We start from the raw sequence: 13042 nt of genomic DNA on the forward strand, positions 1-13042 counted from the left end.
TGCAGGAACAGTTTCATGAACCTCCCACAACAGGAAATTGTGGCATATTGAGCACATATTGCGCGACGAAAGGTGCGCAGCCGGCGGTGAATTGTGCTCTGGAACAGGCTCGGAAATCTGCAGCCTGATTTGCGACGGAGCGTGGGAACGGCTGCGTGAATGCGGAGTTCTGCCCGCCCGCGCACATGCTTTGCTTTCGTCGCGGAAGACACTATATGCGCGGCTCCCATGGCCGATACGACACTCATGAGCATCCCCGGGCAGGTGGACCCGGTTCCCGTCGCGCGCGACATCACTCCGCGCGAGGACGGTCGCGTCGACCTGATCGGCCTGCCCAAGGACCGCATCCGCGAACTGTTCGAAGAGGCGGGTCTCGATCAGAAGCAGGCCAAGCTGCGCGCCAAGCAGGTGTTCCACTGGCTCTACCACCGCGGCGTGACCGATTTCGAGGCGATGACCGACATCGCCAAGACCATGCGCCCGTGGCTCGCCGAACGCTTCTTCATCGGAAGGCCCGACGTGGTCGAGGCACAGCATTCGAGCGACGGCACACGCAAGTGGCTGCTCCGCACCTCCGACGGCCACGAATTCGAGATGGTCTTCATCCCCGACGCCGATCGCGGGACGCTGTGCGTGTCGAGCCAGGTCGGCTGCACGCTCAACTGCCGCTTCTGCCACACCGGCACCATGCGCCTTGTCCGCAATCTCACCCCGGGCGAGATCGTCGGTCAGGTCATGCTTGCGCGCGATGCACTGGGCGAATGGCCCAAGGGCTCGATGGCCGGGCTCGACGCAGTCGAGGACAGCGCCGAATACACGTCGGACGGACGCCTGCTGACCAATATCGTGATGATGGGCATGGGCGAACCGCTCTATAATTTCGACAACGTCAAGGGCGCGCTCAAGCTGGTCATGGACGGCGACGGCCTCGCACTATCGAAGCGCCGCATCACGCTCTCGACCAGCGGCGTGGTGCCGATGATGGACCGCTGTGGCGAGGAGATCGGCGTGAACCTCGCGGTCTCGCTCCACGCGGTGACGAAGGAAATCCGCGACGAGATCGTCCCCATCAACAAGAAGTACGGCATCGAGGAACTGCTGCAGGCCTGCGCCGACTATCCGGGCGCAAGCAATGCGCGGCGGATCACCTTCGAATATGTCATGCTCAAGGACAAGAACGACAGCGACGAGCATGCGCGCGAACTGGTGCGCCTGCTCAAGGCCTACAAGCTGCCCGCCAAGGTCAACCTCATCCCGTTCAACCCGTGGCCGGGCGCGGTTTACGAGTGCTCGACGCCCGAACGGATCAAGCGCTTTTCCGAGATCGTCTTCGAACACGGCATCAGCGCCCCGGTGCGCACGCCGCGCGGGCGCGACATCGATGCCGCCTGCGGCCAACTGAAGACCGCCGCCGAGAAGAAGAGCCGCGCCCAGCGCGACCGCGAAGCTGCCGAGGCTGTCCAATCGTGAAGTTCGTGCTGCCGGACACGCAGGCAGCGCGCGCCACGCTCAAGGACGAATTCTACGAGACAGGCCGCTGCTCCATCGCTCCGATCCTGAGCGACGAGAACGCACTGGCCCTCGAGACCTTCCTGGCCGAATTCGAGGACTGGCACCGGATGCGCGGCTTCCAGAGTCGCCGCTTCGACATGCCGCCCCGCCGCACATGGGAGGGCAATCCCGATGCGGTCGCCGAAAGCGACCAGATCGAACGCGCCATCGCGACCGACAGCGGCAAGGCCTTTGCCTATCGCTACGATGCGATCTCGATGGTCCCGGACGAGCTCGCCGCGATGGGCGAAACGCCGCTTGCCGCCCTGCGCAAGGCGTTCACCGACGAAAGCACCCTCGCTTTCATTCGCGAACTCAGCGAGGAGGAAGCAGTGCGCGAGGTCGAAATCCAGGCCACGCGTTTCCGCGAGGGCGATTTCCTCTCCCAGCATCACGACGGGCCCACCCACGACCGCAAGGTCGCAACCGTGCTCGGCCTGTCGCGCGACTGGATCGCCGACTGGGGCGGCAACCTGCTCTTCCCCTCGGTAGACGAGCGGATCGAAGGCCTCTCGCCGGGCTTCAACCGGCTCGACCTGTTCGGCGTACCGCAGTTCCATCTCGTGACCGCCGTCGCCGCGAGCGCACCGCGCCCGCGCATTGCGGTCTCCGGCTGGTTCGTGTCCTAGCAATGCCGGGTGGCCTCGCATGAGCGCCGACCCGGCCACCATCGCCTTCTACGAGGCGAACGCGCCGCGCTACACGCTGAGCTTCGGGCAGGCGCCCAGCAGGCATCTCGACAGCTTCCTCGACCGTCACGAGCCCGGCGCGCGCGTGCTCGAGCTAGGCTGCGGCGGGGGCCGTGATTCGGGACGCATTCGCGAACGCGGCTTCGATCTCGACGCCACCGATGGCACGCCGGCCATGGTCCGCAAGGCCAACGAGCGCTTCGACGTCGGCGCGCGGGTGATGCGGTTCGACGAGCTCGATGCGGTCGCGGCCTATGACGCAGTCTGGGCGCATGCCTGCCTGCTCCATGTCGCGCGCGCGGACCTGCCGGGTGTTCTCGCCGCGATCCACCGCGCGCTGCGCCCGGGCGGGTGGCATTTCGCCAATTACAAGCTCGGCGATGGCGAAGGACGCGACCCGCTGGGCCGCTTGACCAACCTGCCCGACGAGGCCTGGCTCGAGCGCGTCTATCGCGACAGCGGTTTCGCCATCGTCGCGACCGAACGCTATCGCGGCGAAGGTGCGGACGGCGTGCAGCGCGACTGGTCTGCACTGACCTTGCGCAAGGAAGACCGTCCGTGACCGAGGTCTTCGCGATCTGCACCGGCCAGCCGAAGTCCTTCAGGGGCAACGAGACCAGCGCGATCGACAAGCGGCCAGTCGAGGGACCGGTCGGCATCGGAGTCCTCGGCATTGCCGGCGACAGCGTCGCCGATACGAAGCACCACGGCGGCGTCGACATGGCGGTCCACCACTACCCGCACGATCATTATGCGGTGTGGAACGCGTGGCTCGGCGAGCATCCGCTGCTGGCAGGCCCCGCGGCCTTCGGCGAGAACCTGATGGTCACCGGACTTACCGAGGACGGCGTCCATATCGGCGACCGCTTCCGGCTAGGCAGCGCGTTGCTCGAGATCAGCCAGCCGCGCCAGCCCTGCTGGAAGGTCGAACACCGGTTCGGGCGCATGGGCATGGTCGCGCGCATTATCGAACGCCACGATTGCGGCTGGTACTACCGTGTGATCGAAGCAGGTGAGGCTCAAGCGGGAGATGTGCTCGAATGTGTCGAGACCGGACCCGAAGACTGGACCGTCGCGCGTCTGTTCGCCGCACTCTACGATCCCGCGCACCGCCCCTCGCGTGCCGAACTGCAGGACATCGCCGCGCTCGAGCGGCTGTGCCAACCATGGCGCGACAAGGTCCGGAAACGGCTCGAAGCCTAGCGGTTCGTCGCGCAGGATCGGTCGGCTCATCGCTAATTTCGGCTTAAGACCGCCCGTTAATCCGAGGTTGTGGACCTCCCCAGCAGGGTCGTCGTTGACAAGCCGATACAGGCAATGAGGTAGCAACGATGAAGAAACTCACCCTCGCATTCGCAGCCGGCACCATGGCGCTGACCGGCCTCGGCATGGCCGCTCCCGCGGCGGCGGATCCGCCGCGCTGGGCGCCGGCTCACGGCAAGCGCGCGAAGGACCGCGCGATCTACGACAGCCGCGGCTACTACGTGCAGCCGCGCCGGATCACGCGCAACAGCCGCATGTGGCGCGGTAATGACGGACGCTATTACTGCAGGCGCGACAACGGCACGACCGGTCTCGTGATCGGCGCCGGGGTCGGCGCGCTCGCGGGCCACGAACTCGCCGGACGCGGAGACAGGACGCTCGGCGCGATTCTCGGCGGCGCGGTCGGCGCGCTGGTCGGTCGCGAGATCGACCGCGGTAGCCTGAGCTGCCGCTAAACGGATAAGCCAGCCGCGAGGTTGCGCATCGGGCGCGCCGTCACCCCTCCCTCTGGTGACGGCGCGTCTTTTCTTTGCCCGGCGCACCGCTATGGTCGCGGGCGATGACCGACAGCAGGCCAGCAGTGCTCGTAACCGGCGGGGCGAGGCGGATCGGCGCGGCGATCACCCGCGCCTTCGCCGCATCGGGCTGGCACGTGGCGATCCACTACGGCTCTTCGCGGGACGAGGCCGAAGCGCTCGCCGCCAGCTTGCCCTCAGCCGAGGCGGTGCAGTGCGACCTTGCCGATGGCCACGCCGCGGTGGCGATGGTCGAGATTCTGGCCGAGCGCCTCCCCGACTGGCGCGCGCTGGTCAATTGCGCGGGCGTGTTCAAACCAGATGCTGTAACCGAACTCGATCCGCCGACGAATGTCCGGGCGATGCAGATCAATGCCCGGACTCCGGCGCGCATGGCGCAGGCCTATCTGGCGCATGCCCGCGCGCAGGGCGGGCGGCACGTGATCCAGCTGACCGATCAGAAGCTCGCCAATCCCAATCCCGATTTCTTCAGCTACACGATGAGCAAGCACGCCATCGCCGCCACAATCCCCATGCTTGCAATGGGCGCTGGGGGGCCGGAGGACCGCGTCTATGCCCTCGCCCCCGGCGCAATCCTCGCCAGCCACGACCAGCATGAGGCCGAGACCGAAGTCTCGCATCGCATGAACCTGCTCCGCCGCAAGACCGGCGCCGACGAAGTCGCCGATGCCGCGCTGTTCCTCGCGCAGGGCCACCTCGCCAGCGGGCAGACACTCTATGTCGACAGCGGCCAGCACCTGCTGGCGCAACCACGCGACGTGATCTACCTCGCGCGCGAGGAGTGCGCCCGGTGAAGCGCCACGCCCTCTCCACGCGGGTTTGGCACTGGCTCAACCTCGTTTGCGTGGTCGTGCTGTTCATGTCGGGGCTGACGATCTCGAACGCGCACCGCCGGCTCTATTGGGGCGACTGGGGCTTTTCCGCCGAGCAGGCCTGGCTGGCCGTGCCGCGCTTCCCCGACTGGATTACCATTCCGGGCTATTACAGTCTCGCGGTGGCGCGCGACTGGCACATCCTGATGGCCTGGCCCTTCGCGCTCGGCCTCGCCTTCATGTGGATCGCCATGCTCGCGAACCGGCACTTCGCGCGCGACATCGCGACCAGCCGCGAGGAATGGCGACCCGCTGCCGTCTGGCACGATGTGGTCGAGCACCTCAAGCTCCATTTCGAACACGAGGGCAGCAAGTACAATTTCCTCCAGAAGCTCGCCTATGGGCTCGTCCTCGGCGTCTTCCTTCCGATGATGGTGCTCACCGGAATGTCGATCAGCCCCGGCATGGAGCCGACGCTCGGCTGGCTGGTCGAATTGTTCGGTGGGCGGCAATCGGCCCGTTCGCTGCACTTCATCTTCGCCTTCGCTATCGCCGGCTTCTTCGTCGTCCACGTCTTGCTGGTGCTGCTCTCGGGTCCGGTTCACCAGATCCGCGACATGATTACCGGCGGACGCGCGCAATGAAACGTCGCAATTTCCTCGTCGCGGCCGGCGCCGCCTTCGTCGCTGGATGCAACCGGATCGCCGAAAGCAAGGCAGGCAAGTCGCTGCTCGATGCGGCCGAAGGCTGGCACCAGGGCGCGCAGCGACTGCTGACCGGTCGCCGCGCGCTCGCCCCCGAATACCCCAAGAGCGCGATCTCGCCCTTCTTCCGCGGCAACGGCTCGACCGACCCGCAGAACGGCGATTATCCGCGGCATGTCGAGGAGGGCTTCGCCAACTGGCGGCTCGAGGTGCGCGGGCTGGTCGACCATCCGCTCAGCCTCAGCCTCGAGAATATCCGCAAACTTCCGCAGCGCAGCCAGATCACGCGCCACGACTGTGTGGAAGGATGGAGCGCGATCGGCGAATGGACCGGCCCGCAACTCGCGGTGCTGCTCGAGGCGGCGGGACTCAAGCCCGAGGCGAAGTTCGTCGTCTTCCGCTGCGCCGACGAATACAAGGGCGGGCGCTATTACGAGAGCGTAGACATCGAAGACGCCTTCCACCCGCAGACCATCGTCGCACACAGCCTCAACGGCGAACCGCTCCCGGTGCGCAACGGCGCACCGCTGCGTATGCGGATCGAGCGCCAGCTAGGCTACAAGCACGCCAAGTATCTCACCGCGATCGAAGCGGTCGCCAGCCTCGACGAAATCGGCGAAGGCCAGGGCGGATACTGGGAGGACCGTGCCGGCTACCAATGGTACGCCGGCATCTGATCAGTCCGCATATTTGGCGAGCGAGCGCTTCCAGCCGAGTGCGATCATCTCCTCCAGCACCGCCAAGTCGATGTCCGCGAGCTTGTTGACATAGAGGCACGCCGCGCCGCGCGCATGCTTGCCGAGCCGCTCCAGCAGCGGGGCGAAGGCCGCCTCCTCGCTCTCCTCGCCGCACTTCAGGATGTAGAGCGAGTGCTTCGCCTTGCGCGGGCTGAAGCCCTGGCGGCACATGTCGCCTTCGCGCCCGCTCTCGTAGCGATAGTGGTAGCGACCGTAGCCGATGATGCTCGGCCCCCACATTTTCGCCGGCTGGCCGGTCACCTTGCGGAACAGCGAGTCGAGCACTTCCGCTTCCTCGCGCTTCCTCTCGGGCTCGACCGCGGCGATGAAATCGGCCGGGTCGACCGGCGTTTCGACCGTTTTCGCTTCCGCCATGGTGAACGCCTCGCTTCGATTGACACCACCATCCTTGTGCCACAGACCCCCCTCAGGGGAAACTGCGGAGAGGACCGGCGCCGATGTGGCTGCTCGACAAATTTCTGAAATCGGCGATCCGGCGCGGACGCATGGTGGTGACCGACCACGACGGAAAGACCTTCGAATACGGTAGCGACGATGACGACGGGTCTCCCCCGCTCCGCATCCGCCTCACCGACAAGCGAGCCGCCAACCACATCGCGCGCTATCCGCAGGTCGGCGCGGGCGAGGCTTTCATGTGGGGCTGGCTCGAGGTCGAAGAGCCGCACGACATCCGCGACCTGGTGTTGTTCGTGACGATGAACGCCAAACGCGTGGCGGGCGCATCGCTCAAGCCCAAGGGGCCGCTGCGCAAGGCGGCGCAGAAGCTCCTCGCCAAGGCGGACAGCGTCAACCTGCGAAGCAAGGCGCGCAAGAACGCCGAGCACACCTACAATCTCACGCGCGAACTCTACGAACGCTTCCTCGACGAAGACCGCCAATACACCATGGCCTATTATCGCGAGGATCCGGACAGCACCTCGCTGGAGAAGGCGCAACTCGACAAAAAGGCGCATCTCGCCGCCAAGATGTACATCCAGCCCCCCAAGGACGGAAAACGCCAGCGGATCCTCGACATCGGCTGCGGCTGGGGCGGCTTCGCGCTGTATCTCGCAAGGCATTACGACGTCGAGGTCATGGGTGTCGCGCTCGCGCCCGACCAGATCGCCTTCTGCAAGGAGCGCGCCGAGGAAGCCGGTGTCGCCGACAGGGTAACGTTCGAGCTGATGGACTATCGCGACGTGCAGGGGCAGTTCGACCGGATCAGTTCTGTGGGCCTGCTCGAACATGTCGGCACGCCGCATTACCCGCAGTTCTATCAGCACACGGCGCGCCTGCTCGCGCGCGACGGGGTAATGATCAGCCACTGCTGCGGGCGTGCCGGGCCGCCGGGCTTCACCGACAAATGGACCCGCAAGTACATCTTCCCCGGCGGCTATATCCCCGCGCTCTCCGAACTCGTCACGCAGAGCGAGAAGCACGGCTGGCAGGTGATGGATGTCGAGGCGATGCGCTTCCACTACAGCCACACGCTCGAGGAATGGTACAAGCGCACCGTATTGCACCGGCGCGAAATCACCGAACTTTACGACGAGCGCTTCTACCGCATGTGGCTGTTCTACCTCGCCGGCGCCGAACAGAGCTTCCGCCACGGCAATATGGTCAACTGGCAGATCCAGTATGTGAAGGACCGCGCCGCGATCCCGATGACGCGCGAGTATATCGAGGCGGAGAGTGCCCGTCTGCGCGCAGCGGACGAGGACAAGGTGCCGCAATGGCGCTTCGACCCGGCGCTGAAGGAGGCGGCGGAGTAGCGCGCGCAGGCACGCGGCTCCGGCACCGCCGACCCTTCAACCGAGGATGGCCTCGAACTCGACCCTCAGTTCCTCGATCTCCGGTTGCGGCCAGTTTCGCCGGGTTACCGCGGGCCAATAGGAATTGATAGCCGAATGCGCCCCGGCAATGGTTTCGCTGTGGTCGCCCTGGATCGCCGCGAGGATGACGGATTGCGAATGGGAGATGGCGATCGCGCCGGTGTCTATGACACTCGTCGCGGGGTCGGGGCCATCGTAAAAGACCAGATCGCCGCAAAGATGGTAGCCGGCATACATCTGGTCGAAGATCGGGCGCAGAGCGTAGGACAACACGCTGCTGCAATATTGCGCATTCATATCGCGGATGTTGAAGCTGTCGTAGGGCGGGACGAAGGGCACGATATCGCTCCACCGCTGGAACCGCACCGCCCTGGTGATCGCCCTCTGGCTTGCGAAGTACGTCACGAAGGTGCCGTCGCCCAGCAGCGGACAGGCGTAGGAATAGACCTCGATCGCAGCGGGCCTGCTCCCGTTCACTCCGGTCAGTTCGGTTGCGATGATCACCGCCAGCAATTGCGATAGCGCGGCGCCCTTCGAATGACCGGTGACGCGGATACCCTTCACCTTCGCATAGTCGATGCTGGCGAGCCCGGCCTGGAATCTGCCGCCGAAATAGCCTCCCAGCAGCAGATAGGGCCACAAGGTGAAGGCGGCGCGGCGAAAGCCGCGATGCACCCTGCCCGATTGCGGGTCGGGATAGAGCGGCTCGAGAAAGGTCTCGTCGTCCTCGTACCAGTCCTCGATCGTCGCGATCAGTTCCCAGAAGCTGTTCGTGTCGAGCAGGGTCCCGCGGATGGAAAGGGTGATCCAGCCATCGTCGGAAAGCGTCCAGAAAGCCGCATCGATATCGCTCTCCCCGAGCTGGAAGGCGTTGACTTCGCCGACTATTCCCGCGTGCGACCAATAGGGTTCGATCTGGCCGACCTGATCCTGCGCAATGAAGTAGGCAAGTATCGCATTGGCCAACATCTTCGTTTCGATCGTTGACGCCGTTGCCGAATTTCCATTCGCCATCATCCCCTCCCCATATGCGGTCCAAGAACTGCGCCCTCGACCACTATTAGTTCCTTTTATTGTGGTAATATTATGGTCTAGCGAGGATTCTTGAGCCGGAATCGGCTTGAACGGGGACCCATCGCACTTGCGCACCGTTGTTGGTATCAATCGAGGAACGGTACTCACCCGCAAGAAGGATGCAGCATGGCAGGTGGATGGGCGCGCGACGGCGCCGTTCAGGACCAGATCGACGACACGGTAACCGATGCAGTGAGCGCCGCGCGGGCGCGCATGCCCTCGGGCGAGAGCGAGCAGTGGTGCGTCGAATGCGGCGAGGAAATCCCCGAGAAACGGCGCGCGGCGCTGCCCGGAGTGAAACGCTGCGTCGCCTGCCAGAGCGGAAAGGACGCAAGTCAGCGCCAGGCGGGCATCAACCGGCGCGGCAGCAAGGACAGCCAGCTCCGCTGACGGCGCAATGCATCGCCGCGGGTGGTTCGCCAAACTGCGCTTCCGCCCGGCCAAGCGTGAATCGATTGCCTTTCCGCCCCCTCCCCTGCTAGCGGCGCGCGCAAAGCAGCAAGGTGCCCTCAATGTCCGATATCAAGCGCGTCGTTCTCGCCTACTCCGGCGGCCTCGATACTTCTGTCATCGCCAAGTGGCTCGAAGTCGAACGCGGGCTCGAAGTGGTCACCTTCACTGCCGATCTCGGCCAGGGCGAGGAAATCGAGCCGGCGCGCGCCAAGGCCCGCGCGATGGGCATTCCCGACGAGCACATCTTCATCGAGGATCTGCGCGAGGAATTCGTGCGCGATTTCGTCTTCCCGATGATGCGTGCCAACGCCCGCTACGAAGGCGATTACCTGCTTGGCACCTCGATCGCGCGCCCGCTGATCTCGAAGCGTCTCGTCGAGATCGCGCACGAGACCGGTGCCGATGCGATCGCCCACGGCGCCACCGGCAAGGGCAACGACCAGGTGCGCTTCGAGCTGTCGGCCTATGCCCTGGATCCGGACATCAAGGTCATCGCCCCGTGGCGCGAATGGGATCTCACCAGCCGCACCGCGCTGATCGCCTGGGCCGAGGCGCACCAGATCGCCGTACCCAAGGACAAGCGCGGCGAAAGCCCCTTCTCGACCGACGCCAACCTCCTCCACACCTCGTCGGAAGGGAAGGTCCTCGAGGACCCGTGGGAGGAGACGCCCGACTACGTCTATTCGCGCACCGACAACCCCGAGGACGCGCCCGACGCGCCCGAGTACGTCACCATCGGTTTCGAGAAGGGCGACGGCACGGCGCTGAATGGCGAGGCGATGAGCCCCGCCACCCTGCTCGCCGCGCTGAACGATCTTGGCCGCAAGCACGGGATAGGCCGGCTCGACCTGGTCGAGAACCGTTTCGTCGGGATGAAGAGCCGCGGCATGTACGAGACGCCCGGCGGCGAGATCTATGCCCGTGCGCATCGCGGGATCGAGCAGATCACGCTCGATCGGGGCGCGGCGCATCTCAAGGACGAGCTGATGCCGCGCTATGCCGAGCTGGTCTACAACGGCCTCTGGTTCAGCCCCGAGCGCGAGATGCTCCAGGCCGCGGTCGACCTCAGCCAGCAGAAGGTCTCGGGCACCGTCCGGCTCAAGCTCTACAAGGGCAATGCCATGGTCGTCGGCCGCAAGTCACCGAACTCGCTCTATTCCGAAGCGCATGTCACCTTCGAGGACGATGCCGGTGCATATGACCAGAAGGATGCCGAGGGCTTCATCAAGCTCAACGCGTTGCGCCTGCGTCTGCTCGCCAAGCGCGACCGTTAGTTGCGCTGCAGCACGTTTGTGCAGCGCAATATTGCGTGATCGGCGCGGCGACTATTCCATTTTTGCGACGAGCGGTTGAGTTATCCACCCCCCTCCACAGCGAAAAGCGGGGAAAGTGGAAAACTCGGCCCTTGCGCGCTGGACGAATCGCCCGATCAGGCGCAGCTTCAAGTCATCGGAACGGCGAGGGACTTCCACCGGATCGACGGCCTAACGGCCTGAAATCAAGGAGAAATTCCACACCGGAAAGACATGGAGAATGCTGTCCATGTGTTTTCGAGACCGTCATGCGGAGGACTTCGGTCCAAGGCAAGAGGGTCGATGACGGAACACAATGTACGTCTTTCATGGATCGGGCCAACCCGGTCGGATGCCGAGGTGGCATTGCAGAGACGGTCTTCGGACCTGATGGGCGATGCAACCGTTCGAGGCTCCGGCCATCAACGGAAGGTTTGATCGCGGAGCCGCCTGTCGAAGGCCGGCCTGCGACGGAAGCGAGGGTCTTCGGACCTGGCGCACCAGAGCGGGGCGACTGGAGGGTGGAGCCGGATGCCGGTGCGAGCGCCGGTGACAGAACCGGAAGCGGTGCCTTCGGGCGCAGCGGAAGGGAAAACATCGGATGCCAAGTTCCTGTCTTCGGACACGACCACGCATCGGTGAGAGTGGGGTCGGCAGCAATGCCGGCCCCATTTGCCATACGCCCTCCCCGGATGCCGAGAGCGATTCGGACTCGCGCCGATCCACGGCTTGTACAGACGCCTCCCAAGACCCGCTAAATGCTGTGCGGCGCGACGTGATCGTTCCCCAAGCGCGATGAACTGTGGCAGGAATGGGGCGACCGCCCGCCGTCCTAGCGACTTGGCTGGCAGGCTCGCCTATAGACCTTCCAACCGAACGGGAGGTCCAGATCATGGCCAAACGCGCGTTTCGCAGCTTGTGTTTCCTTGCCGCCGTAGCGCTGCCCGCAACCGCGGCGCAGCCCAAGGAGCACGTTCACACCGCCCAGCCCCAGGCCGCCGAGTTCGAAGCCAGCTTTGCCGGTTTCGAGGTGCTGCCGCCCGCTCCCGAACCCGCCGCCCGCGCGGTCGACCTGCGGACGATCGAGCCGGCGGTCGAAGCCCCGCGCACCACCACGCCCATCGAGGGCGGCGTCGCCTCCTATTACGGCCGTCGCTTCCACGGCCGCCGTACCGCCAGCGGCGAGACCTTCGACATGCATGCGATGACCGCGGCGCACCGCACTCTGCCCTTCGGTTCGCTCGTCGAGGTGACCAATCCGCGCACCGGCAAGTCGGTGACCGTGCGGATCAACGATCGCGGCCCCTTCCACGGCGGCCGCGTGATCGACGTCAGCCGCGCCGCGGCGGAAGAGCTCGGGCTGATCGCTCACGGCCGCGACACGGTCGAGCTCGCGCTCCTCAACGGGTAGGCATTGCATCGCCCGCTCGCGGGCGACGGCGTCAGGCGGCGAGTTCCTGCTCGTCGGGCGACCCCAGCGACGGGGCCATTTCGGCTTCGACCGACAGGCGCACCGCGGCGGCGAGATTGCGTACGCCGAGCTTGGTCAGCACATTGGCGCGGTGGAGTTCGACGGTCCGCGGGCTGATCCCCAGCGTGCGCGCGACTTCCTTGCTCGAATAGCCCTCGCAGACCCCGTGGAGGACTTCCTTCTCGCGCGGCGAGAGCGCGCCGATGCGCTGCTTGGCCTGCGCCTGCTCGAGCGTCGCGGTGGCCCCCTGGCGCCGGCGCGTCATGATGTTCGCGAGGCAGCGCTGCAGTTCCTCGCCAGCGGCCGGCCATTCGAGATAGCCCACCGCGCCGCTGCCGAGGACGTCCATCACCCGCGCGATGCTCGCCTGCTCGGCATAGGCCACCATCGGGTAGAACTTGCCCGCCGCCTCGAGCGCCTGCTGCGTCTCGGCGAGGAGGTTGCCCCCGTCGTGGACCAGCATCCAGGCCTGGTCGGGCCAGCGCCCGCCGAGATCCTCGAGCGTATCGGCGGGGACGACATAACCCACGTCCCCCAGTGCCAAAGTCAGTTCGTGACGATTACGATAATTTCCATCGACGACAATAAACGTGGTGCCATGCATCCCGTTGCGATCCCGTACCTGTGT

The 13042-nt window shown here is 65.4% G+C and carries 15 protein-coding genes; 12 read left to right on the forward strand and 3 right to left on the reverse strand.

Going from position 1 to position 13042, the window contains the following annotated elements; translation table 11 throughout:
• The first annotated feature begins 228 nt into the window (after positions 1–228).
• The 8 genes from rlmN (at position 229) to K3181_RS01250 (ending at position 6232) form a co-directional block, all read left to right on the forward strand.
• Positions 229–1470 carry a dual-specificity RNA methyltransferase RlmN gene (gene rlmN / locus K3181_RS01215; RefSeq protein ID WP_221600050.1) on the forward strand — a complete coding sequence of 414 codons (1242 nt, stop codon included), beginning with the start codon at positions 229–231 and terminating at the stop codon, positions 1468–1470.
• Positions 1467–2180 carry a 2OG-Fe(II) oxygenase family protein gene (locus tag K3181_RS15775; RefSeq protein ID WP_221600052.1) on the forward strand — a complete coding sequence of 238 codons (714 nt, stop codon included), beginning with the start codon at positions 1467–1469 and terminating at the stop codon, positions 2178–2180. Before rlmN ends, K3181_RS15775 begins: the two co-directional genes overlap by 4 nt.
• Before the next feature lie 19 nt (positions 2181–2199).
• Positions 2200–2802 (forward strand): class I SAM-dependent methyltransferase, encoded by a 603-nt coding sequence (locus tag K3181_RS01225; protein ID WP_221600054.1) that lies wholly within the window; start codon positions 2200–2202, stop codon positions 2800–2802.
• Entirely contained in the window at positions 2799–3443 is a 645-nt protein-coding gene (locus K3181_RS01230) for an MOSC domain-containing protein (protein ID WP_221600056.1), read from the forward strand. The genes K3181_RS01225 and K3181_RS01230 overlap by 4 nt, the downstream gene beginning before the upstream one ends.
• A 128-nt stretch (positions 3444–3571) precedes the next feature.
• Positions 3572–3958 carry a glycine zipper 2TM domain-containing protein gene (locus K3181_RS01235; protein WP_221600058.1) on the forward strand — a complete coding sequence of 129 codons (387 nt, stop codon included), beginning with the start codon at positions 3572–3574 and terminating at the stop codon, positions 3956–3958.
• A 104-nt stretch (positions 3959–4062) separates the two neighbouring features.
• Complete coding sequence (locus K3181_RS01240) at positions 4063–4833, forward strand: SDR family oxidoreductase (protein ID WP_221600060.1); 771 nt, start codon at positions 4063–4065, stop codon at positions 4831–4833.
• Positions 4830–5495, forward strand: coding sequence for a cytochrome b/b6 domain-containing protein (locus tag K3181_RS01245; RefSeq protein ID WP_221600062.1), 666 nt, complete (start codon positions 4830–4832; stop codon positions 5493–5495). The genes K3181_RS01240 and K3181_RS01245 overlap by 4 nt, the downstream gene beginning before the upstream one ends.
• Complete coding sequence (locus tag K3181_RS01250; RefSeq protein ID WP_221600064.1) at positions 5492–6232, forward strand: molybdopterin-dependent oxidoreductase; 741 nt, start codon at positions 5492–5494, stop codon at positions 6230–6232. The genes K3181_RS01245 and K3181_RS01250 overlap by 4 nt, the downstream gene beginning before the upstream one ends.
• On the opposite strand, the gene K3181_RS01255 is transcribed toward K3181_RS01250, so the two are convergent.
• Positions 6233–6667 (reverse strand): DUF1801 domain-containing protein, encoded by a 435-nt coding sequence (locus K3181_RS01255; protein ID WP_221600066.1) that lies wholly within the window; start codon positions 6665–6667, stop codon positions 6233–6235.
• 83 nt (positions 6668–6750) lie between these two features.
• Between K3181_RS01255 and K3181_RS01260 the strand changes: the two genes are divergently transcribed.
• The gene (locus tag K3181_RS01260) at positions 6751–8064 is read left to right on the forward strand and encodes an SAM-dependent methyltransferase (protein ID WP_221600068.1); all 1314 of its coding nucleotides are present in this window, start codon (positions 6751–6753) and stop codon (positions 8062–8064) included.
• 36 nt (positions 8065–8100) lie between these two features.
• Here K3181_RS01260 and K3181_RS01265 read toward each other — a convergent pair whose 3' ends face one another.
• Positions 8101–9093 (reverse strand): lipase family protein, encoded by a 993-nt coding sequence (locus K3181_RS01265; RefSeq protein WP_221600070.1) that lies wholly within the window; start codon positions 9091–9093, stop codon positions 8101–8103.
• A 231-nt stretch (positions 9094–9324) separates the two neighbouring features.
• On the opposite strand from K3181_RS01265, the gene K3181_RS01270 reads away from it, so the two are divergent.
• The 3 genes from K3181_RS01270 to K3181_RS01280 all read left to right on the forward strand — a co-directional run bounded on the left by K3181_RS01270 (position 9325) and on the right by K3181_RS01280 (position 12354).
• Complete coding sequence (locus K3181_RS01270; protein WP_221600071.1) at positions 9325–9588, forward strand: DksA/TraR family C4-type zinc finger protein; 264 nt, start codon at positions 9325–9327, stop codon at positions 9586–9588.
• Positions 9589–9710: 122 nt separating this feature from the next.
• Entirely contained in the window at positions 9711–10925 is a 1215-nt protein-coding gene (locus K3181_RS01275; RefSeq protein ID WP_221600073.1) for an argininosuccinate synthase, read from the forward strand.
• A gap of 910 nt (positions 10926–11835) precedes the next feature.
• Positions 11836–12354 (forward strand): septal ring lytic transglycosylase RlpA family protein, encoded by a 519-nt coding sequence (locus K3181_RS01280; RefSeq protein ID WP_221600075.1) that lies wholly within the window; start codon positions 11836–11838, stop codon positions 12352–12354.
• 31 nt (positions 12355–12385) lie between these two features.
• Here the strand turns inward: K3181_RS01280 and K3181_RS01285 are convergent, their stop codons facing one another.
• A complete protein-coding gene (locus tag K3181_RS01285) occupies positions 12386–13018 on the reverse strand; it encodes a response regulator transcription factor (protein WP_221600077.1) in 633 nt (210 codons plus the stop codon).
• Between the last annotated feature and the right edge of the window lie 24 nt (positions 13019–13042).

Origin of the sequence: Qipengyuania mesophila (genome assembly GCF_019711655.1) — a bacterium.
GTDB lineage: Bacteria > Pseudomonadota > Alphaproteobacteria > Sphingomonadales > Sphingomonadaceae > Qipengyuania > Qipengyuania mesophila.